The organism is Nonomuraea sp. SYSU D8015 (genome assembly GCF_008065375.1).
Lineage (GTDB): Bacteria > Actinomycetota > Actinomycetes > Streptosporangiales > Streptosporangiaceae > Nonomuraea.
Window position 1 is genome coordinate 442,166 of record NZ_VJYI01000007.1, and the last position, 23,426, is coordinate 465,591.

The 23,426-nt window shown below is 69.0% G+C and carries 22 protein-coding genes, 2 pseudogenes and 1 riboswitch; of the genes and pseudogenes, 15 read left to right on the forward strand and 9 right to left on the reverse strand.

Translation table 11 applies throughout. The annotated features are described in order from the left end of the window. Window positions 1-12: 12 nt before the first annotated feature. Window positions 13-1,326: pseudogene (locus ID574_RS30025) on the forward strand (TrpB-like pyridoxal phosphate-dependent enzyme); the annotation flags it as partial. 29 nt (window positions 1,327-1,355) lie between these two features. Here the strand turns inward: ID574_RS30025 and ID574_RS62935 are convergent. Continuing rightward, on the reverse strand, window positions 1,356-1,433 hold the full coding sequence (locus ID574_RS62935) for a 50S ribosomal protein bL37 (RefSeq protein WP_376768103.1): 78 nt from the start codon (window positions 1,431-1,433) through the stop codon (window positions 1,356-1,358). A gap of 144 nt (window positions 1,434-1,577) precedes the next feature. On the opposite strand from ID574_RS62935, the gene ID574_RS30030 reads away from it, so the two are divergent. From ID574_RS30030 to ID574_RS30040, 3 genes are all read left to right on the forward strand, one after another. Beyond that, window positions 1,578-2,357 (forward strand): DeoR/GlpR family DNA-binding transcription regulator, encoded by a 780-nt coding sequence (locus ID574_RS30030; protein ID WP_188192315.1) that lies wholly within the window; start codon window positions 1,578-1,580, stop codon window positions 2,355-2,357. Continuing rightward, window positions 2,354-3,430 (forward strand): galactose-1-phosphate uridylyltransferase, encoded by a 1,077-nt coding sequence (galT, locus tag ID574_RS30035; protein WP_188192316.1) that lies wholly within the window; start codon window positions 2,354-2,356, stop codon window positions 3,428-3,430. Before ID574_RS30030 ends, galT begins: the two co-directional genes overlap by 4 nt. 68 nt (window positions 3,431-3,498) lie before the next feature. Further along, a riboswitch (cyclic di-AMP (ydaO/yuaA leader) is annotated at window positions 3,499-3,637 on the forward strand. Between the two features lie 5 nt (window positions 3,638-3,642). Next, window positions 3,643-4,602 carry a coiled-coil domain-containing protein gene (locus ID574_RS30040; RefSeq protein WP_188192317.1) on the forward strand — a complete coding sequence of 320 codons (960 nt, stop codon included), beginning with the start codon at window positions 3,643-3,645 and terminating at the stop codon, window positions 4,600-4,602. Window positions 4,603-4,658: 56 nt separating this feature from the next. Here the strand turns inward: ID574_RS30040 and ID574_RS30045 are convergent, their stop codons facing one another. The 4 genes from ID574_RS30045 to ID574_RS30060 are packed head-to-tail and all read right to left on the reverse strand — an operon-like array spanning window position 4,659 to window position 8,395. Continuing rightward, on the reverse strand, window positions 4,659-5,336 hold the full coding sequence (locus tag ID574_RS30045; protein WP_188192318.1) for a response regulator transcription factor: 678 nt from the start codon (window positions 5,334-5,336) through the stop codon (window positions 4,659-4,661). Beyond that, window positions 5,333-6,613 carry a sensor histidine kinase gene (locus ID574_RS30050; RefSeq protein ID WP_188192319.1) on the reverse strand — a complete coding sequence of 427 codons (1,281 nt, stop codon included), beginning with the start codon at window positions 6,611-6,613 and terminating at the stop codon, window positions 5,333-5,335. Before ID574_RS30050 ends, ID574_RS30045 begins: the two co-directional genes overlap by 4 nt. A gap of 49 nt (window positions 6,614-6,662) precedes the next feature. Beyond that, complete coding sequence (locus ID574_RS30055; RefSeq protein ID WP_188192320.1) at window positions 6,663-7,448, reverse strand: ABC transporter permease; 786 nt, start codon at window positions 7,446-7,448, stop codon at window positions 6,663-6,665. 26 nt (window positions 7,449-7,474) lie between these two features. Beyond that, entirely contained in the window at window positions 7,475-8,395 is a 921-nt protein-coding gene (locus ID574_RS30060; RefSeq protein ID WP_188192321.1) for an ABC transporter ATP-binding protein, read from the reverse strand. A 357-nt stretch (window positions 8,396-8,752) separates the two neighbouring features. Here ID574_RS30060 and ID574_RS60260 point away from each other — a divergent pair. From ID574_RS60260 to ID574_RS30070, 3 genes and pseudogenes are all read left to right on the forward strand, one after another. After that, window positions 8,753-8,911: pseudogene (locus ID574_RS60260) on the forward strand (winged helix-turn-helix domain-containing protein); the annotation flags it as partial. A 198-nt stretch (window positions 8,912-9,109) separates the two neighbouring features. Continuing rightward, window positions 9,110-9,328 carry a HAMP domain-containing protein gene (locus ID574_RS60265; RefSeq protein WP_223167218.1) on the forward strand — a complete coding sequence of 73 codons (219 nt, stop codon included), beginning with the start codon at window positions 9,110-9,112 and terminating at the stop codon, window positions 9,326-9,328. Beyond that, entirely contained in the window at window positions 9,258-9,551 is a 294-nt protein-coding gene (locus ID574_RS30070) for an ATP-binding protein (RefSeq protein WP_188192323.1), read from the forward strand. The genes ID574_RS60265 and ID574_RS30070 overlap by 71 nt, the downstream gene beginning before the upstream one ends. A 22-nt stretch (window positions 9,552-9,573) precedes the next feature. Here the strand turns inward: ID574_RS30070 and ID574_RS30075 are convergent, their stop codons facing one another. After that, entirely contained in the window at window positions 9,574-10,452 is an 879-nt protein-coding gene (locus ID574_RS30075; RefSeq protein ID WP_188192324.1) for a hypothetical protein, read from the reverse strand. Window positions 10,453-10,572: 120 nt separating this feature from the next. On the opposite strand from ID574_RS30075, the gene ID574_RS30080 reads away from it, so the two are divergent. Together ID574_RS30080 and ID574_RS30085 are read left to right on the forward strand one after the other, a co-directional pair. Beyond that, entirely contained in the window at window positions 10,573-11,322 is a 750-nt protein-coding gene (locus tag ID574_RS30080) for a hypothetical protein (RefSeq protein ID WP_188192325.1), read from the forward strand. A gap of 40 nt (window positions 11,323-11,362) precedes the next feature. Further along, window positions 11,363-11,815: a DinB family protein gene (locus tag ID574_RS30085; RefSeq protein WP_188192376.1), complete on the forward strand. Its 453-nt coding sequence runs from the start codon at window positions 11,363-11,365 to the stop codon at window positions 11,813-11,815. 8 nt (window positions 11,816-11,823) lie between these two features. Here ID574_RS30085 and ID574_RS30090 read toward each other — a convergent pair whose 3' ends face one another. The 3 genes from ID574_RS30090 to ID574_RS30100 form a co-directional block, all read right to left on the reverse strand. Next, window positions 11,824-12,798 (reverse strand): VOC family protein, encoded by a 975-nt coding sequence (locus ID574_RS30090; protein ID WP_188192326.1) that lies wholly within the window; start codon window positions 12,796-12,798, stop codon window positions 11,824-11,826. Continuing rightward, window positions 12,788-13,483, reverse strand: a complete 696-nt coding sequence (locus tag ID574_RS30095; RefSeq protein ID WP_188192327.1) for a TetR/AcrR family transcriptional regulator — start codon at window positions 13,481-13,483, stop codon at window positions 12,788-12,790. The genes ID574_RS30090 and ID574_RS30095 overlap by 11 nt, the downstream gene beginning before the upstream one ends. A 141-nt stretch (window positions 13,484-13,624) precedes the next feature. After that, window positions 13,625-14,104 carry an ATP-binding protein gene (locus tag ID574_RS30100; RefSeq protein WP_188192328.1) on the reverse strand — a complete coding sequence of 160 codons (480 nt, stop codon included), beginning with the start codon at window positions 14,102-14,104 and terminating at the stop codon, window positions 13,625-13,627. 234 nt (window positions 14,105-14,338) lie between these two features. Between ID574_RS30100 and ID574_RS30105 the strand changes: the two genes are divergently transcribed. The 6 genes from ID574_RS30105 to ID574_RS30130 all read left to right on the forward strand — a co-directional run bounded on the left by ID574_RS30105 (window position 14,339) and on the right by ID574_RS30130 (window position 22,979). Then, entirely contained in the window at window positions 14,339-15,205 is an 867-nt protein-coding gene (locus tag ID574_RS30105) for a helix-turn-helix domain-containing protein (RefSeq protein ID WP_188192329.1), read from the forward strand. Window positions 15,206-15,372: 167 nt separating this feature from the next. Beyond that, window positions 15,373-16,749, forward strand: coding sequence for a trigger factor (gene tig, locus ID574_RS30110; protein ID WP_188192330.1), 1,377 nt, complete (start codon window positions 15,373-15,375; stop codon window positions 16,747-16,749). Window positions 16,750-17,508: 759 nt separating this feature from the next. Next, a complete protein-coding gene (locus tag ID574_RS30115; RefSeq protein ID WP_188192377.1) occupies window positions 17,509-18,141 on the forward strand; it encodes a ClpP family protease in 633 nt (210 codons plus the stop codon). Window positions 18,142-18,152: 11 nt separating this feature from the next. After that, window positions 18,153-18,776 (forward strand): ATP-dependent Clp protease proteolytic subunit, encoded by a 624-nt coding sequence (locus tag ID574_RS30120; RefSeq protein WP_188192331.1) that lies wholly within the window; start codon window positions 18,153-18,155, stop codon window positions 18,774-18,776. 184 nt (window positions 18,777-18,960) lie between these two features. Continuing rightward, window positions 18,961-20,244, forward strand: coding sequence for an ATP-dependent Clp protease ATP-binding subunit ClpX (gene clpX / locus ID574_RS30125; RefSeq protein WP_188192332.1), 1,284 nt, complete (start codon window positions 18,961-18,963; stop codon window positions 20,242-20,244). Window positions 20,245-20,405: 161 nt separating this feature from the next. Next, window positions 20,406-22,979: a valine--tRNA ligase gene (locus tag ID574_RS30130; RefSeq protein ID WP_188192333.1), complete on the forward strand. Its 2,574-nt coding sequence runs from the start codon at window positions 20,406-20,408 to the stop codon at window positions 22,977-22,979. Window positions 22,980-23,426 lie beyond the last annotated feature (447 nt).

Consider the following 23,426-nt stretch of genomic DNA (forward strand, 5'->3'; position numbering starts at 1 on the left):
CGTCAGACTGAGACGATGGTCCCCAGCGATTGGTACAACGTCGTTCCCGATCTGCCCGCACCCCCTCCTCCGCCGCTTCACCCCGGCACCCGCCAGCCGGTCGGCCCGGACGACCTGGCTCCGCTCTTCCCCATGGAGCTCATCGCACAGGAGGTCAGCGGTGAGCGGTTCATCCCGATCCCGCGGGAAGTGCTTGACGTCTACCGGCTCTGGCGGCCGACGCCGCTGATCCGGGCCCGCCGGCTGGAGAAGGCGCTCGACACGCCGGCCAGGATCTACTACAAGTACGAGGGCGTCTCCCCGGCCGGCTCGCACAAGCCGAACACAGCCGTGCCGCAGGCGTACTACAACGCGAAAGAGGGCGTGCGCCTGCTCACCACCGAGACCGGCGCCGGGCAGTGGGGATCGGCACTGGCGTTCGCCTGCTCCCAGTTCGATCTCGAATGCCAGATATGGATGGTGCGCGCCTCCTACGACCAGAAGCCGTACCGGCGCTCCCTCATGCAGGTCTACGGCGCCACCGTGCACGCCAGCCCGTCCACCGTGACGGGCGCGGGCAGCAAAGTGCTGGCCGAGCACCCCGACTCGCCGGGCAGTCTGGGCATCGCGATCAGCGAGGCCGTCGAGGTGGCCGCCGCGAACCCCGAAGCCCGCTACGCGCTCGGCTCGGTGCTCAACCACGTGCTCATGCACCAGACGGTGATCGGCGAGGAGGCCCTGGAGCAGCTTCCCGAAATGCCCGGCCTGGTCATCGGCTGCACCGGAGGCGGCTCCAACTTCGCCGGCCTCACCTTCCCGTTCCTGCGCGAGAAGCTGGCCGGACGGATCCAGACGGTGCTGCGGGCGGTGGAGCCCGCCGCCTGCCCGTCGTTCACCCGCGGCGTCTACGCCTACGACTTCGGCGACACCGCCGGGCTCACACCGCTGCTCAAGATGCACACGCTCGGTCACTCGTTCGTGCCGGACCCGATCCACGCGGGCGGACTGCGCTACCACGGCATGTCGCCGCTGCTGTCGCACATGTACGACCTGGGCCTGTTCGAGGCGGTCACCCGCTCCCAGAACGAGTGCTTCGCGGCCGGCGTCCGCTTCGCCAGGACCGAGGGCATCGTGCCCGCCCCCGAGCCCACGCACGCGCTCGCCGAGACCATCGCCGAGGCGCTGCGCTGCAAGGAGAGCGGCGAGGAGAAGGTCATCCTCACCGCGCTCTGCGGCCACGGCCACTTCGACCTCACGGCCTACGACCGCTACCTGACCGGGCAACTGGAGGACTACACGCTCCCGCAGGAGCGCATCGATCAGGCCCTCACCGAGCTGCCGGCGTGAAGAAGGCCGCCCGGTCCGGGCGGCCCACTTCATCGTGCCGTGGGGCGCTTGCCGTGGTTCGCCCTCTTCTTCTTACGTGCCCTGCCTTTACGTGCGCGCCTGGCCATGAGGTCGCCTCCGGTCGTCCGGTGCTACGGCATGATCCCTCACAGTCTCTCCACCGCGCCGACCAGGCAAGCCTTCCTGCTGAACTAACATTCCCCCAACATATTCGTGTCATAATTTGGTGGAATCTGTTGGAAGGAGCGGGAGTGCTCGCACAGCAGCGTCAGCAGACGATCCTCGAACGCGTACGCAGCAACGGCGGCGTCCGGGTGGCCGACCTCGTGCGCGAGCTCGGCGTCTCCGACATGACCATCCGCCGTGACCTCGAGGTGCTGGCCGAGCGCGGTCTCCTGGAAAAAGTGCACGGCGGCGCGACCGCCCTCGGCCCCGGATCGACCGAGGAGCCGGGCTTCACCGCCAAGTCCGCCCGCCAGCAGCAGGAGAAAGAGGCCATCGCCCGCCGCGCCGCCCAGCTGGTGCGGCCCGGCACCGCCGTGGCGCTGTCCGCGGGCACCACCACCTGGGCGCTGGCGCACCAGCTGATCGGCGTGCCCGAGCTCACCGTGATCACGAACTCCATCCCCGTCGCCGAGGTCTTCCACCGCAATCCGCGCGCCGACCGCACGGTCGTGCTGACCGGCGGCGTACGCACGCCGTCCGACGCATTAGTGGGCCCGGTGGCCGTGGCCGCGATCCGGCGCCTGCACGTGGACACCCTCTTCCTCGGCGTGCACGGGATGAGCGTCCGCGCCGGCTTCACCACGCCCAATCTGCTCGAGTCCGAGACCGACAGGGAGCTGGTGGCAGCCGCCAACCGCCTGGTCGTACCCGCCGACCACACCAAGTGGAACACCGTCGGCATCAGCACCATCGCCGAGCTGAGCGAGGCCGACGTGGTCATCAGCGACGCGGGGCTGCCGGAGGACGCACGTACGGAGCTGGCCGAAAGGGCCGGACAATTGATCATCGCGGAGGGCACCCCTTGAAGCGCACCATCACCCACCTGGCCGACGGCCGAGAGCTGATCTACTTCGACCTGCGGGACGACGCCGACCGGAGCGCGATCGACCGTCGCACGCTCGACCCCCGGCCGGTGGCCTCCGAGCTGCGGTACGACCCGTTGACCGAGGAGTGGATCGCGATCGCCGGGCACCGGCAGACGCGGACGCACCAGCCGACCGGCACGGCGGCGGAGTGCCCGCTGTGCCCGTCGTCGGACGCGCGGTCGACGGAGATCCCGGCCTACGACTACGACGTGGTGGTGTTCGAGAACCGCTTCCCCTCCTTTTCCGGAAATTTCGGGACCTATGAGGCTGTGGGCGGGCTCAGCGAGGTCCGTCCGGGCGTGGGCAGGTGCGAGGTGGTCTGCTTCACCTCCGAGCACTCGTCCTCGTTCTCCCAGCTCTCCGACGCCCAGGTCGAGCTCGTGATGGAGGCGTGGGCCGACCGGACGGCCGAGCTGTCCGCGATCGAGGGCGTGGAGCAGGTGTTCTGCTTCGAGAACCGCGGCTCGGAGATCGGCATCACGCTCGCGCACCCGCACGGGCAGATCTATGCCTACCCGTACGTCACCCCGCGGACCAAGCTGCAGCTGGGCGCCGCCTCCCGCTACACCAAGGGGAACCTGTTCGCCGACGTGCTGGCGGCCGAGCGGGAGGCCGGGGCGCGGGTGGTGGCGTCCAACGAGCTGTGGACGGCGTTCGTGCCGGCCGCCGCGCGGTGGCCGTTCGAGGTGCACGTCTATCCGCACCGGCAGGTGCCCGACCTGGCGGCGCTGACGGAGGCGGAGCGGGCCGCGTTCGCGCCGCTCTACACCTCGCTGCTGCGGGCCTTCGACGGGCTGTTCGGCGTCGTGATGCCGTACATCGCGGCCTGGCACCAGGCGCCCGTGCGGCAGGGGCGTGAGCTGGCCTACCTGCACCTGGAGCTGTTCAGCATCAGGCGGGCGCCGGAGAAGCTGAAGTATCTGGCGGGGTCGGAGTCGGCGATGGGCGCCTTCGTCAACGACGTGCTGCCGGAGGAGGCCGCACGCATGCTTCGATCACAAATTGATCACTAGTAGATTTCACGTTAAGGTCGCATGACTCGTGATCTACCATTAATATCCCCTTATGCACCGGCCGTAACAGCCGTTGCACGCCTAATCCCGGGCGTGTCGCCCGGGAGCCGGGGACCCATTGCACGTGGGGTGAATCCACTTCGGTGGTAGGGACAGCTCCCATGCCCGAACCCGTCAGCTAACCCGGCCGGCAGAGGGAGAGGAACTTCTACGTGGCGGCTTCGTCCCCCGCGAAACTTGCCATCGGACTCGTCACCGCCACCGCTGTCGCCCTGTTCCCCGCGACCGCGGTGTCGGCTGCGCCGAAACCGTCCGAATCCAAGCTCCGCGCCGAACTCAAGAAGCTCAACACCAAGGTCGACAAGCTCATCGAGCAGTACAACCTCAAGCGTGTCGAGCTGGCCGAGGCCCAGAAGGCCGCCGAGACGGCCAAGGAACGCCTCGCAGGCGCCGAACGGACGCTGGCCGAGACCGAGCAGCGGGTCGCGGAGATCGCCCGCCTGCGCTACCAGAACGGCGACCCCGCGGCGGTCCCCGGCTACCTGCTGATCGACAACGGGCCCAGCGCCGCCGTCCTGGACCAGCTGACCGCCGAGCAGCAGGCCCTCGTGCACGGCGTCGCCAAGGCCCGCGACGAGAAGAAGAAGGCCGCCGAGGAGGCCGCCGCGCTGGCCACCGAGATCCGCGAGGACACGGAGGTCGTGGCCGAGCAGCGCGAAGAGGCCGAGGACGTCATCGACGACATCAAGGAGAAGCTCGAGGACCTCGTGCCCTTCGGCACGGGCCGCAACTCCGACGGCAGCTGGGCCCCCGAACTGCCCTCAGGCCCGGACAACATCACGCCGCGCACGCAGCTCATGCGCGAGCAGGTGAAGAAGAACTTCCCACTGCCGTTCGCGGTGGGCTGCTTCCGCTCGGGCTCCAGCGGCGAGCACCCGCTCGGCCGGGCGTGCGACTTCATGATGAGCACCGGCGGCGCGATGCCCACCGCCGCGAACCTCGCCCTGGGCGACCGGATCGCGGAATGGGCGATCAAGAACATGGACAAGCTCGGCATCAAGTACGTGATCTGGAAGCAGCGCATCAACCACGGCTCGGGCTGGCGCGCGATGGGCGACCGCGGCAGCATCACCGAGAACCACTTCGACCACGTCCACATCTCGATGCACTGAGAATGGGACGTATAGCATCCGGTGCGCTATTCGCACACTTGACGACACGTTAAGGGTCAGGACTGTTCAGGCGTTCGTGGGACGAGCAGACCTCGGTTGAACGCCTCGGTGACGGCGGCGGCGCGGTCCCCCACGCCGAGCTTGGCGTAGATGTTCAGAAGGTGGCTCTTGACCGTGGCCTCGGTGATGAACAGCCGGGCGGCCGCCTCACGGTTGGTGTTCCCGGCCGCCACGAGTTCGAGGACCTCGAGCTCACGCTGGCTGAGCAGTTGCGGCGCGGGCGTCCTGACCCGGTTCATCAGCCGCGCCGCCACCGAAGGGGACAGCACGCTCTCGCCCTTGGCGGCCGCCCGCGCACCTCGCAGCAGGTCCTCCCGGGGAGAGTCCTTGAGCAGGTAGCCGGTCGCTCCCGCCTCGATCGCCGGAAGGACGTGGGTATCGGTGTCGTAGGTCGTCAGCACCAGCACGCGCGCGGTGACGCCGAGCCTGGTCAGCTCGTTGATCGCGGTCAGCCCGTCCATGCCCGGCATGCGCAGGTCCATCAGGATCACGTCGGGCCGGAGCTCCTGGGCGAGCCGTACGGCTGCGGCGCCGTCCGCGGCCTCGCCCAGCACCTCGAATCCGGGTGCGGAGGCGAACATGCTGCTCAGCCCATCCCTGACCACGGGATGGTCGTCCGCGATCACCAACCGGATCGGGGTCTCGGCTGCCGGCTCGGCCGCGTGATCGGTCATGCGTGGCTCCCGGCCGGCAGTGTGGGAATGCAGGCCGAGATCCCGGTGCCGGCGCCGGGCTCGGACTCGATCTGCAAAGTGCCGGACAGTCCTTCGACGCGCTGACGCATGATGGTCAGGCCGAATCCGCCGCCGCGGGACGGCGGCCGTGACCCGCCGTTTGTGGCGGTGCCGGCTTCGACACCTGCCGGATCAAAGCCCTTGCCGTCGTCACGCACGTCCAACGCGACCTCGTGCTCCAGGTAGGACAGTGTCACCCCGACCCTGGTCGCGTGCGCGTGCTTGGCCACGTTGGCCAACGCCTCCTGTGCCGTGCGCAGCAGCGCGAACTCGGCCTCGGGTGTCATCGGCCGCACCGTGCCGGTCGTCGTGACGTGAACGGCGAGCCCGTGCAGCTTCGACCACTTGTCGGCGACGTCGGCAAGTGCGTCGCTCAGGCGCGCGGTCCGCAGCGGCTCGGGCCGGAGCGCGTCGACCGAGCGCCGTGCCTCGGCCAGGCTCTCCCTCGCCAGGCTCTTGACGGCGTCGAAGGGCCGGCGCCACGGCGCCGGAACCTCGTGCATCTGCTCGGCCGCCTGGAGTTGCGCGATGATGCCGGTCAGCCCCTGCGCCAGGGTGTCATGGATCTCGCGGGCCATCCGCTGGCGCTCGTCGAGCACGCCCGCCTCCCTGGCCTGGGCGAGCAGCTGGGCATGCAGGCCGGCGTTCTCGGCGAGCGACGCCTCCAGCAGCCGGTTCGTCCGGCTCAGCTCTTCGAGGGTCTGCTCGCGCCGCTCCTCCTCCTGCTCGGCGAGCCGCAGGACCCAGGCGCAGCCGCACATCAGGGCGATGTTGAAGGCGACGATGATCCCGTACATTGTCAGGCCGAGCGCGTCCGTCTTGGGAACGCCGGATGCCTGCGCCGTACCGGCCAGGACGGCCGCGGCGGCCACGCCCAGCAGCCGCCACGGCCAGCGCAGGACCGTGAAGGAGTAGATGTAGGCGGCAGGGGTGAAGAGCCCGAAAACGGGGTGTCGGACCACCAGGACCGCGGTGATCACGAGCAGCCCCGCGACGAACACCCCCATGATCCGTGGCCGGTCCCACCAGCCGGGACGCAGGGTGAACATGCCGAGCATCCACGCGGCCGCCAGCCCGCACAGGCCGAGGTCGATGAGCAGGGCGCCGCCCGCCCAGTCCTCGACGATCATCAGGATCGCGACGAGGAGCGTCAGCAGCGCGTACGGCACCACGTTGACCAGAAGGAACGGCGGCTGTTGCGAAATCTTCCTGCTCAAGACTTCCCTCTCCCCGCGGGATTCTGTTCCCAGCCTCTATTCTCAGCGTCTATTCCCAGCGGAACCAGCGGACCGCGACGAACGCGCACACCACCGCATAGGCCGCCAGGGTCAACAGCGGCACGGCGGACGGAAAGTGACCCAGGAACGCGTCCTGGAACGCCCTCATGCCCGCGCCGAGCGGGGTGTAGTGGGCGATGTTCCTCAGCAGCGGCGGCATCAGCGGGATCGGTATCCAGAGTCCGGCGAAGAACATCATCGGGAAGAACAGCACCGTGCCGATCGCCGTGGCCGGGCCACGCCCGGGCGCGAGCGCGGCGATCAGCAGGCCGATCGCGAGCAGCGCGGCCGCCGCGAGCAGCCAGGCGAGGGCGAAACCGAGAAGGTGCTTCGGAAGGTCGACGCCGAAGCCGAACCTGGCCGCCGCGAGGAACAGGACCATCGCGACGACCGCGATGGCGAAGTTGGCCACCAGCTGGGCGGCGAGCACGCGGGCCGGGCCGACCGGCGTGGTCCGCATGCGCCGCAGCACGCCGTTCTCCCGGTATCCCGCGAGCGTGGTCGGTAGGGAGCCCGTGGCCAGGACGGCCAGATTGAACAGGATCAGAACAGGGACGTAGAGGTCGAAGTACGTCAGGCCGCCGCCGGCCTCCACGGGCTGCCGCAGATCGGAGACGCTGCCGAGGATGATCAACAGGATCAGCGGGAAGCCGATACCCCAGAGGGGGCCGACCTTGTCTCGGACGCACAACGTGCTCTCGGTCTTGATGAGCCGCCACGTTGCGGAACCTCGCGCGGCGGTGACGGGGGGTGCGGCGGTGCGCGGAACTGACATGGGTATGAGGTCCTCTCTGTGATTCGTTATCGGGGGCCGGGGTCGAGGCGCTTGCCGGTCAGCTGGACGAACGCGTCCTCCAGGCTGGCCTGCTCGACGCGCAGCTGCTCGGCCACGATCTGGTTGCGGGCCAGCACGGTGGTGACGGCGTTGAGCGCGTTGTCGTTGCCGTTGACGATGACCAGCTCGCCCCGGCGGGTGACGCCGGAGACGTCGGGCAGGCTCGTCAGCAGGCGGTCGTCCATCGGCCTGGACGGGCGGAACTGGATCCGCTGCCCGATGCGCGCCCGTTCGGTCAGACCGGTCGGGGTGTCCACCATGACGACGCGGCCGGCGTCGATCAGCGCGAGCCGGTCGCACAGCCGCTCGGCCTCCTCCATGAAGTGGGTCACCAGCACGATCGTCACCCCGTGAGAGCGCACGCTCTCGATCAGGTCCCAGGTGTCGCGCCGGGCCTGCGGGTCGAGACCGGTGGTGAGTTCGTCGAGGATCGCCACCCGGGGGCTGCCGATGAGCGCCAGCGCGATCGACAGCCGTTGTTTCTGGCCGCCGGACAGCTTGGCGTACCTGGTCCTCGCCTTGTCCGCCAGGCCGAGGCCCTCCAGCAGCGCGCGCCAGTCGGCGGGCTCGGGGTAGAAGGAGCTGTAGAGCTCCAGGGCCTCGGCGACCTGTAGCCGCTCGGGGAGGTGGCCGGCCTGCAACTGGACGCCGAGCCGCCGGGTCAGCTCGGCGCGCTCCCGGAGGGGGTCGAGCCCGAGCACCTTGATCTCACCGCGATCCGGCATGCGGAGGCCCTCGATGCACTCCACGGTCGTCGTCTTGCCGGCGCCGTTCGGGCCGAGGATGCCAAAGATCTCACCCTCCTGGACGGTGAGGGAGACATCGTCGACCGCGATCTTGTCGTCATAGCGCTTATGGAGGTTGCGTACCTCGATCACTGGTGGCATGCGCGCGTCCTTTCGGGCTCGGCCCATCCGTTATCGGCGCATTCAGCCTGCTACGACCAGCACTTCTTCCAACACCGACCAGTAGACGGGACCTGGCTGCCGGACGGTGGAGGCGTCGACTCAACCGATCGGTGGATCGCCACCCGGACGGGGCACATGGGAGAGTGGCAGGACCGGTCGCTCCGCGGATGCAATCGCACCTCGAAACACACGTCGGCGTTCACCAGCGTGGAGCACGCCGTGTGGTGCCGCGGCGGGTCTGTCACGCGGCGCCGCATCGGTTTCGCCGTCAGGACGGCGGCATCGGCTGCGGACGGCGCCACGGGCGCGCCCGGCAGCCGGGTCCCGGCGGGTAACAGCCCCAAGGAGTTCGCCGTACTGGAGCTGCTGCCGGCCGCTGACGGCGCGGTGGTCTCCGCCGAGCAGCTGCTGGAGCGCGGCTGGGACGAGTTCGCCGACCCGTTCACCCACACCGTGAAGGTGACGATCAGCCGGCTGCGCCGCAAGCTCGGCGACCTGGTCGCGCTCATCTACTTCCTGGTCGAGCACTCGCCCTTCCCGGCGCCGCCGGCCGCCCCCGTGCCGCCGGGCGGGCTCGACCCGCCCGTCCAGGCGCCCCCGATCGACCAGACCGAGAGCCTGCGCCGGCTGCTGGTCAACTCCCTGATCGCGCCGGCCGCCGTGGCGTTCGCGACGATACTGCTCGGCTGGGTCATGGCCGGGTGGGTGCTCCGGCCGCTGGGCGAGATGACGGCCACCGTCAGGCGCATCACGGCCGATCGGCTCGATCGGCGGCTGGCCGCCTCGGGGCCGGACGACGAGCTGAAGGGGCTGGCCGACTGCGGTACAACGTTCCTGATGGGTGGATCGCGGTGGAGACGGCCGTGCGGCCGGGCGGCCCCACCCTCCGCGTCGCCAACAGCGGTCCGGTGATCCCGCCCGACCGGGTTCCCAGGCTCATGCAACCCTTCCAGCGCCTGAAACCGGCAGGAAGGCCGTCGGCGACGGACTGGGACTGGGCCTGTCGATCGTGGCCTCCATCGTCGAGGCCCACCACGGCACAGTGGAAGCCCGGCCGCTCCCGGACGGCGGGCTCGAAGTGACCGTCACTCTGGATCATCAAATCCCGGGCGGCACCACCGCTCAGAGCAGCTGATCGGCCCACTGCGGTCCGCGGTCTACCCCATGCCGGTCGCGGTGTGGAGCGGGGGGTGCTGCTCCCAATCGATGGCGACCTTCTGGGAGTCCTCCGGGGCGATCTTGGCGGGGAGCACGGTGCCCGGGAGGACTCGGGCCAAGTGCTGCGGCGGGACCCGGTGGGCCAGGCGCACCTCGTACGGGCCCTGGGGGCCGGTCACGCGCAGGACGAAGCCCACGATGGGGTCGCCGTTGTCGGCGGTCATCCCGTCCGTCGAGAACGTGCCGAGGACGGTGGCCGTGGCGGGCACACCCCGGGCGAGGATGTCGGCGGCCGACACCCGCTGTCCGGCCGACGGGGACGCGTACCCGGCGGCGTACCGCCAGTCGACGGCGAGGCGGCTGGGGTTGGCCGGGTCGAGGCGGACGGGCACGTGGGCGCCGGGGAGGATGGCGCCGACGAGGAGGCGCGGCATCGTCTCGCGGTGGGCGACCCGGTACACCTCCCCGTCCTCGCGCCGGACCTCCAGCTCGAACCCGACCACGGGGAGGTCGTTGACCGTCACACCGGTGTCGCGCATGGAGAGGATGACGGCGCTCGCCGGCACGCCGCTGACCAGGAGGTCCTGGTTGCCGCCGGCCAGATCGTTGATCATCCCGAAAAGGCCGCCGCCCTTTCCGCCGGGCTGCGTGGCCCCGTTGAAATCCGACATGAACGTGCTCATCGAACGGTTGATCTGCCCCAGCACGAGCAGGAAGACGCCGGGGATCATCAGCGTGGTCCCGACGGTGAGCGCTGTGGTGGACCACCCCGGTATCGGCCATATCGTCACCATCCCGGCGACCCCGGCCCCGAGCGTCAGCAGGCCCGTCACCGTCACGACCACTCCCACCGGGAGCAGTTTCCCCGTTCGCTTCATCTTCGTGTTCCTCGCTCCTCGATCGTCTCCTGCGCCGACAGGTAACGCGGGAGCGCTTGCGTGGCGATTGCACGCCGATTACCCGCGCCTGCCGCCCGCTTGCGGGGCATGCAGGGAACCATGCGGCTGTTCCAGGACGATCCGATATCCCGCCCGCTGACCTATCCCGGCCGGATCCCCGCCACGTCCGGCGTCCTGTTCGACGACACGTACATCCCGCTGCGCCCCGTCGACGACAGCCCTCCGGAGGAGTGGGAGGCGGCGGGGGAGAGGCTCGGCGCCCTCCTGTCCCGCGGCGGTTTCCCGCCCCTGGACGAGCGCCACCCGGTCGTCGCGGTGGGCTCCAACGCCGCGCCCAGCCAGCTCCTCAGGAAATTCCTCGACCACGCGGTACGCCCGCTCGTCCCCATGACGCTCGCCGACGCCCCGGGCGTCGCGCCCGGCGTGTCCGCCCATGTGAGCAGATGGGGGTACGTGCCCGCCGCCCCGATCGAAACGCCCGGCGAGTCCTCCAGGCTGTTCGTGCTCTGGCTGGACGAGGAGCAGCTCGCCGCCCTGGACCTCACCGAGCCGAACTACGAGCGCCGCCCGCTCCGTCACCCGATCACCCTGGAGTCGGGCGCCGGCCACCCGCCCCCCTCCGCGTACACGGGAAGGCATGGCTGCCTGGCCGGCCCCGACGGCCGGCCGCGCCGCCTCGCGTCCCAGAGAACCCTGATCCAGGACCTCCTCGACGGATCCGCCGAGTTACGCCACATCTGCGGCGACACCCCTGACGACTTCGTCGCCAACGTACGGGACGAGAGCGTCCGCGAGGCCGTCTACAGGATCCTTCAAGATAAGGTCAGGGCTCGTGACCCAAGCGACTGACAGCCGCACCCCGCCCCCGATGGCCGGCGACGAGCGGACGATGCTCAACAACTGGCTCGAATGGCACCGCGCCACCCTCGCCGTCAAATGCGCCGGCCTCTCGGACGACCAGCTGCGCATGCGCTCCGCGCCGCCCTCCACCCTGTCCCTGCTCGGCCTGGTCAGGCACATGGCGCACGTCGAACGCGCCTGGTTCCGCAGGGTGCTGAACGGCGAGGCCGTCCCCAGGCTGTGGGACAAGGACCGCGACATCGACGCCGACTTCAACGACGTCGACACGGCCTCGGTCGAGGAGGCGTTCGCGACGTGGCAGGAGGAGATCGAGCTCGCCCGCGCCATCTCGGCGGCCAAGCCGCTCGACGCCGTCGGCGACCGCAACGGCCAGGACTGCACGCACCGCTGGATCCTCGTCCACATGATCGAGGAGTACGCCCGCCACAACGGCCACGCGGACCTCCTGCGCGAGCGCATCGACGGCGTCACCGGCGATTGACGAGCCCCTCAGCCCGCCTGCCTGAAGACGACGGCGGTGCCGAGCGCCGCCCGGGCGGGCACGAACACCTCGCCCGCGGCGGTCCTGCCCACCGGCATCCCGCCGTCGCGCAGGAATCGCTCGGTCGCCGCGACGTCCCGCACCGCCACCACATAGGCCGCGAAGGCGGGCAAAGCAGCCGCGCCCTCTCCGCCTGACCTCGCCGTCTGCTCGCCCGGCAGCAGCCCGCCCAGTCCTGACGCGGCGACGAGCGTGACCTCGGCCCGGCCTTCGCCGAGCACGAACGTACGCACGGCCCCGTCCCGGCGCGCCGCGTGCCCCACGTAGAGCTCGTAACGCCGCTCTGCTTCGGCCAGCTCGTCGTCGGCCACGCACAGCACGCATCCGGTCAGCTCGACCGCGCCGTTGGGATGATCGGCGGCTCCGTGCGGCGAGCCCGCGGCGTTCTCCGCCAGCCCGACCCGCCCCTCCGGCACGCGGCCGGGCCCGGACCCGTCGAACTCCAGGTACCGTACGGGCTCCATCACCAGCCCGTCCACCGTCTCCACCGGCCGCTGGGCGGCGTGCACCCCGCCGTGCCCGGCGCCGCCGGCCGCCAGCCGCTCGGCGGCCGCGTCGATGTCCGGCGAGTCGAACATCAGGATGTGCACGCCCTCGAAGCGCCGCAGGCAGGCGTCCAGGTTGGCCACGGTGCCGCGGACGGCCTCCTTCAACGCGGGGAGCCGGTCCTCCGGGACGTGCAGCGGGATCGGCCGCGCGTCGCCGGGAAGGCGTCCCGCCTCCGCGAGGGCGACCAGCTCGACGAAGCTCCCCGCGAGGTACGCGTGGGTGTTGGCCACCCCGAACGGCTCCGGCGGCTCGCCCAGCACCGGGTAGGCGGGCCCGGGCAGGGCGAACCCCATCCGCCGATACCGCTCCAGCGCCTGCCCCATGTCGCGGACCACGTGCCCCACGTGGTGCAGCCCGCCGATGTCATGACCCATCTCCGCCTCCGTACGCCGCGTTGCTGAAGTCACGGGAGAGCCCCTCGAAGATCTCGATCCCCCGCTCGGCCGCCGGCTCGCAGTCCGGCAGCCGCTCGGGCTCGAAGGTCCTGCGCAGCGTGTCGGCCAGATGGTCCGCCTTCTCCTCCAGGCTCAGCGAGACCTCGGCGGGCAGCATCGGCTCGATGGCGAAGAACCCGAACACGATCGTCGGCAGCGGATAGTCCAGGTCCTCCGGCCGCAGCCCGGCCCGCAGCAGGCCGTGCCGGGCCAGCACGCCGAGATATTCGCGCGAGGCGAGCAGCTTGGCGCCCTCCAGCGGCTTCCTGGCCGGGCTGGAGAGGAACTTGTCGAGCGTCTCCGCGTCCCTGGTGAAGATCGCGCGCAGCACCGGCCGCCGCATCGCCTCCAGGAAGAAGCGGCGCATGTACCGATGCAGGGCGATCTCGCCGGGATCCGCCCGCATGGCCGTGACGACCGCCTCCAGCATCGCCACCGCCTCCCTGGCGCCGACCGCGAAGAACAACTGCTCCCGCGTGCGCCAGTGCAGGTAGATCGTGCCTTTGCCGACCCCGGCCCGCTTGGCGATGTCGTCGATCGTGACCCGCCGGTATCCCCAGCGCAGCAGCAGGTCCTTGGCCGCGTCGAGGATCCGGTCGGCCCGCCCGATCTGCTCGGTAGGCATGGCGCCCTCCTTGTGACTGATGACTGATGACCAATCTAGCACTCTGGTCACGAACGAGGGCGTGACGAAGCGTATCCAGACGAAAGAATTCCGGCGCCGCAGGTTCAGGCGGTCAGGGACCGGTGCGGAGGGTTCGCCTGATCAGGGCTCGGTGCGGAAGAGCGCCCAGACGGCCTTCCCGCCGCGCGCCAGGCGGTCCCAGCCCCAGCTCTGGCTGTAGGTCTCGACGATGTAAAGGCCACGCCCGTTCTCGGAGATGAAGTCGGGCTCCTTGGGCGTCGGCACCTCGTCGCTCGGGTCGGCCACCGCCAGCAGCACGTGCGGCGAGACCCGCATGAGCAGCAGCTCGATCTCCCGCCGCCCGGCCGCGTACATCGCGTACCTGACCGCGTTCGTCACCAGCTCCGACACCACGAGCGCGGCGTCGTCACTCAGGTCGTGCAACCCCCAGCTCCGCAGCGTGGAGCGGGTCACGTCCCTGGCGGTCTTCACCGAGTCGGCCTGGAAGGGCAGGGGACACGCGGTCGTGTACGGCTTGCCGCCACCCATCAGCAGGTGGTCGAAGCCGACTTCCCGGGTGATCTGCAGGCAATCGGCAGTGGCCAGAGGGTCCTCCACCATGCCGCCGATACCTCCCCGTTAAGCCTTGGTTAGTGCATGTATGGCCCAATATGCACTAAGCCATCATGAGTCACCGACGGGTGCGCCTGCAAGACCCAAATGCACGTGCATCCGTAGTGTGCAATAGCAAGGAGCCTTTTGGGGCATAGATAAGCGAATCGGACACCAGGTTGAGACCTTGTCATAAGCGGCGATGTGGTGTCACTGTGTGTGCGGACCTTGATAGGAGGCAAAGTGACGCAGAACCAGCCGGGTTCCGGGCCGACGGCGCTGCGCATCCTCCTGGGCTCCCAGCTGCGCAAGCTCAGGGAAGCGAAGAACGTCACTCGTGAGGAGGCGGGCCACCTCATCCGGGGCTCGGAATCCAAGATCAGCCGCATGGAACTGGGCCGAGTGGGGTTCAAGGAACGCGACGTAGCCGACCTGCTGACTCTGTACGGAGTCGTGGATCAGCAGGCTCGCTCCGCCGTGCTCGACCTGGTCGCCACCGCCAACGAGCCGGGCTGGTGGCACCGGTTCAACGATGTCCTGCCCACGTGGTTCCAGGCGTACGTCGGCCTCGAGGAGGCCGCCGCCAGGATCAGGACCTACGAGGTCCAGTTCGTGCCAGGACTGGTGCAGACCAAGGAGTACGCCAGGGCTGTGGTGACCGCCGGCGCGGCGGGCATCGGAGCCGAGGAGATCGCCAGGAGGGTGGATCTCCGGCTGGAGCGCCAGAGGATCTTGGACAAGGAAGACGGGCCGGTCTTCTGGGCGGTGATCGACGAGGCCGCGCTACGGCGGCCGATCGGTGGAGCCGAGGTCATGAGGGCACAGTTGGAGCACCTCATCGATCTCATGCGCCAGCCCAACATCACGATCCAGATCATGCCGTTCAGCTTCGGCGGCCACAGTGCGGAGGGCGGGGCGTTCAGCATCCTGCGCTTTCCCGACCCGGACCTGCCCGACGTCGTGTACGTCGAGCAGCTCGCCAGCGCGCTCTACCTGGACAAGCGTGAAGACGTGGACCGATACACCGAGGTCATGGAGCGGTTGTGCGCGGTGAGCACCACCCCTGACGAGACGATTGAGCTCTTGCGGGCGATCGCGGACGAGTTCTAGCCGCGGCGGCGTCGTTGTTGGGTGTGCGTCTGCCCTAGACTGGACCATCGGCGTTGGATGCCGCCGTTGCGGAGCATGCCCAACACCGCTCATGTGGGCGCGGCGCGTGAGCCGTACCGAATGGACGCGCCCGCGATCACTCGTAGCTTGATCAAGGAGACCATTCCGTGAAGACCGCTGTCGAGGAGCTCAGCCCGACCCGGGTCAAGCTCACTGTCGAGGTGCCGTTCGAGGAGCTGCGCCCGAGCATGGATGCGGCGTACAAGAAGGTCGCGCAGCAGGTGCGCGTCCCCGGGTTCCGGCCTGGCAAGGTTCCGGCCCGCATCATCGAGCAGCGCTTCGGCCGGGCGGTAGTGCTGGAGGAGACCCTCAACGACGCCGTGCCCAAGCTGTACGGCCAGGCCGTCGACGAGGTCGACGTGTTCCCGGTCAGTCAGCCGGACATCGAGGTCACGAAGATCGACGACGGTGAGCAGATCGAGTTCACCGCCGAGGTCGACATCCGGCCCAACTTCGACGTCCCCGACTACGCGGACATCGAGGTCACGGTCGACTCCGCAGAGGTCTCCGACGAGGACGTCGACAAGCAGCTCGACGCCCTGCGCCAGCGCTTCGCGACGCTGACCGGCGTCGACCGCCCCGCCGCCAACGGCGACTTCGTCGTCATGGACCTGCGCGCCGAGATCGACGGCAAGAACATCGAGGAGCAGGCCGCCAGCGAGGTCTCGTACGAGGTCGGCGCCGGCTCGGTGCTGCAGGGCCTCGACGCCGCGCTCGAGGGCATGTCCGCGGGCGAGGAGAAGCGCTTCACGACCGAGCTCGTCGGCGGCGAGAACGCCGGCGAGGAGGCTGAGGTCATCATCAACGTCAAGTCGGTCAAGGAAAAGGTCCTGCCCGAGCTGGACGACGAGTTCGCCCAGCTCGCCAGCGAGTTCGACACGCTTGACGAGCTCAAGGCCAGCATCCGCGAGCAGGCCCGCCGCAACAAGCTGATCGACCAGGTCGTGCAGGCCCGCGAGAAGGCGCTCGACGCGCTGCTCGACAAGATCGACATCCCGCTGCCGGAGAGCGCGCTCAAGGCCGAGATCGACGCCCGCAAGCACAACCTCGACCACCAGGTGGCCGAGAGCGGCCTGAGCCGCGACGCCTTCTTCCGCCTCTACCAGACGACGGAGGAGGAGCGCTTCGCCGAGTTCGAGAAGAACTCCGCCCGCGCGCTCAAGGTCGGCTTCGTGCTCGACAAGATCGTCAAGGCTGAGGAGCTCGGTGTCTCCGAGCAGGAGCTGACCAACTTCGTGGTGCGCCGCGCCATGGAGATGGGCGTGCAGCCCAACGAGCTGGCCAAGCACCTCGCCGACAACGACCAGCTCACGCTGGCCATGGTGGAGATCGTCCGCGACAAGGCCAAGTCCGTGCTCGGCGACGCCGCCAAGGTGGTCGACACCGACGGCAACGAGGTCGACCTCAAGGCGATCTACACCGAGATCAACGGCGAGGAGCCCGTCGAGGAGGAGCCCGCCTCCGAGGACAAGCCCGAGGCGTAACCTCTTCCCTCCAGGCAACGCGAAGCCCCCGGCCCGAGAGCGATCGGTCCGGGGGCTTCCACGTCCCCACCCCAACCACACCACCGCCGCATCGGCCGTTACCGCCGCCCGGGCCACCAGCGCCGCGCGGGTCCCCGCCGCCCTGCACGCAGGCTCGCCCGGAGGGCCGTCACGGTGTGTCCGCGCCACCGCCGGGCGGGTCGTCGTCGCCCTACGTGCCACCTTGCCCGCCGGGGCCACCACAGGCGTGCGTGCCACCACCGCCCACCGCGCCACCTCCGCCCTCTTGGGCGTTCGCGTGCTGCCCGGGTGCCGTCGGCCCGCCGGATGCGTCATGCTGTCCGCGCAGGGAGGCGGCCGGCCCTCGAGCAGAGCAGGCCCGGCGTCCGGCACCGCACGTCCCGAGTCCGCTGCCGCCGACTCCGCCCAACCGATGATGCGACGCGATGACCCGGCGAACCCCAATCAGCCCTCGATGGCCCCGGGGATGGGGGGCGCTGGAGGCGCTGAGACGGCTCAGGCCGAGCCGGGAGGGTGGCAGGCCGACCGAACCGCTCCCGGTGCCCGCGCCGCGCCGACCCGCCCTCTCAGGGCGCGTCAGGGGCACCATCACGGCCCGCCACGGCTGGACCGCGCCGGTACAAGACCCGAACCTGCGCCGTCAGCGAACAGTACCGGGGACCGGGCATGACCTGTGGGCAGCGCGCGTTAAGGTCACAAGCAAAGCCAATCGATTACGACGCATCGGAAGGTGACGCTGTGACCAGCCCGCCGACCTTCTATCAGCCTGAGTCTCGAGGCCGTGAGAACGGCTCCGCCTTCCGGCTTGAAGACCAGCTTTACCAGCGCCTCCTCCGCGAGCGCATCATCGTGCTCGGGCAGGAGGTCAACGACGAGATCGCCAACCGCATCTGCGCCGAGCTGCTGCTCCTCGCGGCCGACGACTCCGAGCGCGACATCACGCTCTACATCAACTCGCCGGGGGGCTCGGTGAGTGCGGGCATGGCGATTTACGACATGATGGAATACGTGCCGAACGACGTATCAACGGTTGTGATGGGCCTGGCAGCCTCGATGGGGCAGTTCCTGCTCACCGCCGGGGCAAGGGGCAAGCGTTACGCCCTGCCGCACGCCCGGGTCATGATGCACCAGCCGTCCGGCGGCATCGGCGGCACGGCGGCCGACATCGCCATCCAGGCAGAGCAGATGCTCTACGTGAAGAAGACGCTGGCCGAGCGGATCGCCTTCCACACCGGGCAGCCGCTGGAGCAGATCGAGTCCGACTCCGACCGCGACCGCTGGTTCACGGCCGAGGAGGCCAAGGACTACGGCTTCATCGACCACGTCGTCCGTAGCGCACGACAGGTGCCCTCACAGGGCCCGGTTTCCTAGGGGGAGCTGACATGAACATCGAGAGCCGTTACGTTCTCCCCTCCTTCGTCGAGCGCACGTCGTACGGCGTGAAGGAGATGAACCCGTACAACAAGCTCTTCGAGGACCGCATCATCTTCCTCGGAGTGCAGATCGACGACGCGTCGGCCAACGACGTGATGGCCCAGCTGCTGACGCTGGAGTCGCTCGATCCCGACCGTGACATCAGCATCTACATCAACTCGCCCGGCGGGTCGTTCACGGCCATGACGGCGATCTACGACACGATGCAGTTCGTCCGGCCGGAAATCCAGACCGTCTGCCTCGGCCAGGCCGCCTCCGCCGCGGCCGTGCTGCTGGCCGGCGGCACCCCGGGCAAGCGGTTCGCGCTGCCCAACGCCCGGGTGCTGATCCACCAGCCGTCCACCGAGGGCGGCGGCCAGGGCAGCGACATCGAGATCCAGGCCAGGGAGATTCTGCGCATGCGGACTCTCCTCGAAGACATCGTGGCCCAGCACACGGGCAAGTCCTCTGCCGAGGTCCGCAAAGACATCGAACGCGACAAAATTCTCAACGCGGACGAGGCAAAGGCGTATGGTCTGATCGATGACATCATCCCGTCCAGGAAGAAGCGAGCTCAGGCCGTCGCTTCCTAGACGAGACGTGACGCACCGGGGCGCTGCCCAATAGGGCACGTTCCGGTGCGACTCGCCGCTAGGGGGCTCACTGAGGGCCCAGAAGACGGTAACGTCGAAACCTGAGCGGTTCGGCCAAGTCCGGAGGATGTCCGGAGACACTGCTCGCGAGAGCAGGGCGGTCCCACGCAAAGGAGTATCTGGGGTGGCACGCATCGGCGACGGGGGAGACCTGCTGAAGTGCTCTTTCTGTGGAAAGAGCCAGAAGCAAGTCAAGAAGCTCATTGCCGGTCCAGGCGTCTACATCTGCGATGAGTGCATCGATCTCTGCAATGAGATCATCGAGGAGGAGCTGAGCGAGTCCTCCGAGCTCAAGTGGGACAACCTGCCCAAGCCGAGGGAGATCTACGAGTTCCTCGACGCCTACGTCATCGGTCAGGACAAGGCGAAGAAGGCGCTCTCGGTGGCGGTCTACAACCACTACAAGCGGGTGCAGTCCGGCGACCGGGGCAGAGACGACGGCCTGGAGCTGGCCAAGAGCAACATCCTGCTGCTCGGCCCGACCGGCTCGGGCAAGACGCTGCTGGCGCAGACCCTGGCGAAGATGCTCAACGTGCCCTTCGCCATCGCCGACGCCACCGCGCTCACGGAGGCGGGCTACGTCGGCGAGGATGTGGAGAACATCCTCCTCAAGCTGATCCAGGCCGCCGACTACGACGTCAAGAAGGCCGAGACCGGCATCATCTACATCGACGAGGTCGACAAGATCGCTCGCAAGAGCGAAAACCCGTCGATCACCCGCGACGTCTCCGGTGAGGGCGTCCAGCAGGCGCTGCTGAAGATCCTGGAGGGCACCACGGCGAGCGTGCCCCCGCAGGGCGGTCGCAAGCACCCGCACCAGGAGTTCATCCAGATCGACACGACCAACGTGCTGTTCATCTGCGGCGGCGCGTTCGCGGGCCTCGAAAAGATCATCGAGTCCCGCATCGGCAAGAAGGGCATCGGCTTCAACGCCATCATCCGGTCGAAGGAAGAGGTCGACACGGTCGACATCTTCGGCGACGTGATGCCGGAAGACCTGCTGAAGTTCGGCATGATCCCCGAGTTCGTCGGCCGGCTGCCGGTCATCACCTCGGTGCACAACCTCGACCGCGAGGCGCTCATCCAGATCCTCACCGAGCCGCGCAACGCCCTGGTCAAGCAATACCGCAAGTTGCTCGAGCTCGACGGCGTTGAGCTGGAGTTCACCGACGGCGCTCTGGAGGCCATCGCCGACCAGGCCATCCTGCGCGGCACCGGCGCCCGCGGCCTGCGCGCGATCCTGGAGGAGGTGCTCCAGTCCGTCATGTACGAAGTGCCCTCCAGGCAGGACGTCGCCCGCGTGGTCATCACCCGCGAGTCGGTGCTCGAGCACGCGATCCCGACGCTTGTCCCGCGCGACCAGCTGGCCGCCAAGCAGCAGCGCACCCCGCGCGAGAAGTCGGCCTGAGCCGCTGACCGGCACACCGGGCGCCCCGTGGCAGCACGCCACGCGGGCGCTCGCGGCGTTCTGAGCCCGCACAGGCGCGGGCGCGCCGGGCGGTCCGTCGCGCGACGGTGCGGCACCGGTTCAGGGCTTGAGGCGTTTTCCGCTCGCCCGCCTCCCTAGAATTGGTCACTGTGACAACGCCAGAGCTGCCTACTCAATACACACCGGCCGACGTCGAGACCCGCAGCTACGAGCGCTGGGTATCCGAAGGCTACTTCGGCGCCGACCCGGGCAGCTCGCGCGAGCCGTACAGCATCGTCCTGCCCCCGCCCAACGTGACGGGCGTCCTGCACATCGGGCACGCGCTCGACCACTCCATCCAGGACGCGCTCACGCGCCGCGCCCGCATGCAGGGGCGCGAGACGCTCTGGCTGCCCGGCATGGACCACGCCGGCATCGCGACGCAGAACGTCGTCGAGCGCGAGCTGGCCAAGCAGGGCCTGTCGCGCCACGACCTCGGACGCGAGGCGTTCGTCGAGCGCGTCTGGCAGTGGAAGGAGGAGTCCGGCGGCCGGATCCTCGGCCAGATGCGCAAGCTCGGCGACGGCGTCGACTGGTCGCGCGAGCGCTTCACCATGGACCCGGGCCTGTCGCGGGCCGTCCAGACCATCTTCAAGCGGCTGTTCGACGACGGTCTGATCTACCGCGCCGAGCGCATCATCAACTGGTGCCCGCGCTGCCTCACCGCGCTGTCCGACATCGAGGTCGAGCACAGCGAGGACGAAGGCGAGCTCGTCTCCATCCGCTACTCCGACGAGATCGTGGTGGCCACCACACGCGCCGAGACCATGCTCGGCGACACCGCCGTGGCCGTCCACCCCTCCGACGAGCGCTACGCCCACCTCGTCGGCACGATGGTCGAGCTGCCGCTCACCGGCCGCATGATCCCCGTGGTCGCCGACGAGCACGTCGACCCGGCGTTCGGCACCGGCGCCGTCAAGGTGACGCCGGCCCACGACCCCAACGACTTCGAGATCGGACGGCGTCATTCCCTGCCGTCGCTGACCGTCATGGACGAGCGCGGCGTGATCACCACGCACGGGCCGTTCCAGGGGCTCGACCGCTTCGAGGCCCGGCCCGCCGTCGTCGCCGCGCTGCGCGCCGAGGGCAGGATCGTCGCCGAGAAGCGCCCGTACGTCCACGCCGTCGGCCACTGCTCGCGCTGCAAGACCGTCGTCGAGCCGCGGCTGTCGCTGCAGTGGTTCGTCAACGTCGGGCCGCTGGCCAAGGCGGCCGGCGACGCCGTTCGCGACGGCCGCACCCGCATCCACCCGCCGGAGCTGGCCAAGCGTTACTTCGACTGGGTCGACGACATGCACGACTGGTGCATCTCCCGCCAGTTGTGGTGGGGGCACCGCATCCCGGTCTGGTACGGCCCGGACGGCGATGTCGTCTGCGTGGGCCCCGACGAGGAGCCGCCCGCCGGCTACACCCAGGACTCCGACGTCCTGGACACATGGTTCTCCTCGGCGCTGTGGCCGTTCTCGACGATGGGCTGGCCGGAGGAGACTCCCGAGCTGGCGCGCTTCTACCCGACCTCCGTGCTGGTCACCGGCTACGACATCCTGTTCTTCTGGGTCGCCCGGATGATGATGTTCGGCCTCTACGCCATGGACGGCGCGCCGCCGTTCCGCGTCGTGGCGCTGCACGGCATGGTCCGCGACCAGCACGGCAAGAAGATGTCCAAGTCGTTCGGCAACGTCGTCGACCCGCTCGACTGGGTCGAGCGTTTCGGCGCCGACGCCACCCGTTTCACGCTGCTGCGCGGCGCCAACCCCGGCTCCGACGTCGCGGTGAGCGAGGAGTGGGCGGCAGGCTCGCGCAACTTCTGCAACAAGATCTGGAACGCCACCAGATTCGCTCTCATGAACGGCGCCACGGTCGGCTCGCTCGACGGCGCCGAGCTGACCGCGGCCGACCGGTGGATCCTGTCGCGGCTGCAGACCGTGGTGACGTCGGCCGACGCCGCGTTCGAGGAGTTCGAGTTCGCCAAGGCGGCCGATCTGCTCTACCACTTCGCGTGGGACGAGGTCTGCGACTGGTATCTGGAGCTGGCCAAGATCCAGCTCGGCGAGGGCCTGGAGCACACGCGACTGGTGCTCGGTCATGTGCTTGACGCGTTGCTCCGGCTGCTGCATCCGCTGGTGCCGTTCGTGACCGAGGAGCTGTGGCGGGCCGTCACGGGCGGCGAGTCGATCGTCGTGGCGCCGTGGCCGGTCGCCGACTCCCGCTACGCGGACCCGGCCGCCGAGGCCGAGATCGACGCGCTGCAGGAGCTGGTGACGGAGGTCCGCAGGTTCCGCTCCGACCAGGGGCTCAAGCCCGGCCAGAAGGTGGCCGCCCGCCTGGGCCTGGCCGGCACGCCGCTGGCCGGTCAGGAGACGGCTGCCCGCGCGCTGCTGCGCCTGACGGAGCCCGGGGAATCCTTCGCCCCCACGGCGCGTTTGACCGTGGGTGACGTGACCGTGGAGATCGACACCGCGGGTGCGATCGACGTCGCGGCCGAGCGTAAGCGGCTGGAGAAGGATCTGGCCGCTGCCCGCAAGGAAGCCGCGCAGGTGGCGGCCAAGCTGGGCAACGAGCAGTTCATGGCCAAGGCGCCCGAAGACGTGGTCGCCAAGGTCAGGGGCCGTGCCGAGCAGGCCTCCGCCGACATCGCGCGGCTCGAGGCCCAGCTCGCTGGGCTTGGTGTTTGAACCCTACGTACGCGGGGAAGGTTCATTCGTTACCGAAGATGGACCTTCCACGCCGTTGAGGCTGCTACAGTCTTCAACGCGGGGCCTGATGAGCCCCGGCATCCCTTCTACTGAACCCCGGCTCTCGGGCTGGGTCCGATGTCCGATTGGACAAGGGTCGAAAGTCAGGGTAAGTTAGAAGGGTTGGCCTCGAGAGAGGTCGGTCCGGAAGGTGTCGGATCGGGTGGTTTGACATAGATCGTCCGACTCGGTAACCTGGATGTAACAGACGAGGAGTGAGCCTCCGCGCTGGGGTCTGGAAGAGATCTCGGCGAGGATGTACGCGTCCGTTTCTTGAGAACTCAACAGTGTGTTAAAAGCCAGTGCATGTGCATCACACATGTAACACCCCGTCATTGGATTGACGGTTTTGCTTGGACAGTCTGTCCGAACAGGCATTGTTTGGAG

Coding starts and splice junctions, on each gene's coding strand:
- ID574_RS62935 (WP_376768103.1), bottom strand. CDS start 1,433: ATGGCCAGGCGCGCACGTAAAGGCAGGGCACGTAAGAAGAAGAGGGCG.
- ID574_RS30045 (WP_188192318.1), bottom strand. CDS start 5,336: ATGACCGATCACGCGGCCGAGCCGGCAGCCGAGACCCCGATCCGGTTG.
- ID574_RS30055 (WP_188192320.1), bottom strand. CDS start 7,448: ATGTCAGTTCCGCGCACCGCCGCACCCCCCGTCACCGCCGCGCGAGGT.
- ID574_RS30060 (WP_188192321.1), bottom strand. CDS start 8,395: ATGCCACCAGTGATCGAGGTACGCAACCTCCATAAGCGCTATGACGAC.
- ID574_RS60265 (WP_223167218.1), top strand. CDS start 9,110: ATGGCCGGGTGGGTGCTCCGGCCGCTGGGCGAGATGACGGCCACCGTC.
- ID574_RS30075 (WP_188192324.1), bottom strand. CDS start 10,452: ATGAAGCGAACGGGGAAACTGCTCCCGGTGGGAGTGGTCGTGACGGTG.
- ID574_RS30080 (WP_188192325.1), top strand. CDS start 10,573: ATGCGGCTGTTCCAGGACGATCCGATATCCCGCCCGCTGACCTATCCC.
- ID574_RS30085 (WP_188192376.1), top strand. CDS start 11,363: ATGCTCAACAACTGGCTCGAATGGCACCGCGCCACCCTCGCCGTCAAA.
- ID574_RS30090 (WP_188192326.1), bottom strand. CDS start 12,798: ATGGGTCATGACATCGGCGGGCTGCACCACGTGGGGCACGTGGTCCGC.
- ID574_RS30095 (WP_188192327.1), bottom strand. CDS start 13,483: ATGCCTACCGAGCAGATCGGGCGGGCCGACCGGATCCTCGACGCGGCC.
- ID574_RS30100 (WP_188192328.1), bottom strand. CDS start 14,104: ATGGTGGAGGACCCTCTGGCCACTGCCGATTGCCTGCAGATCACCCGG.
- ID574_RS30120 (WP_188192331.1), top strand. CDS start 18,153: ATGAACATCGAGAGCCGTTACGTTCTCCCCTCCTTCGTCGAGCGCACG.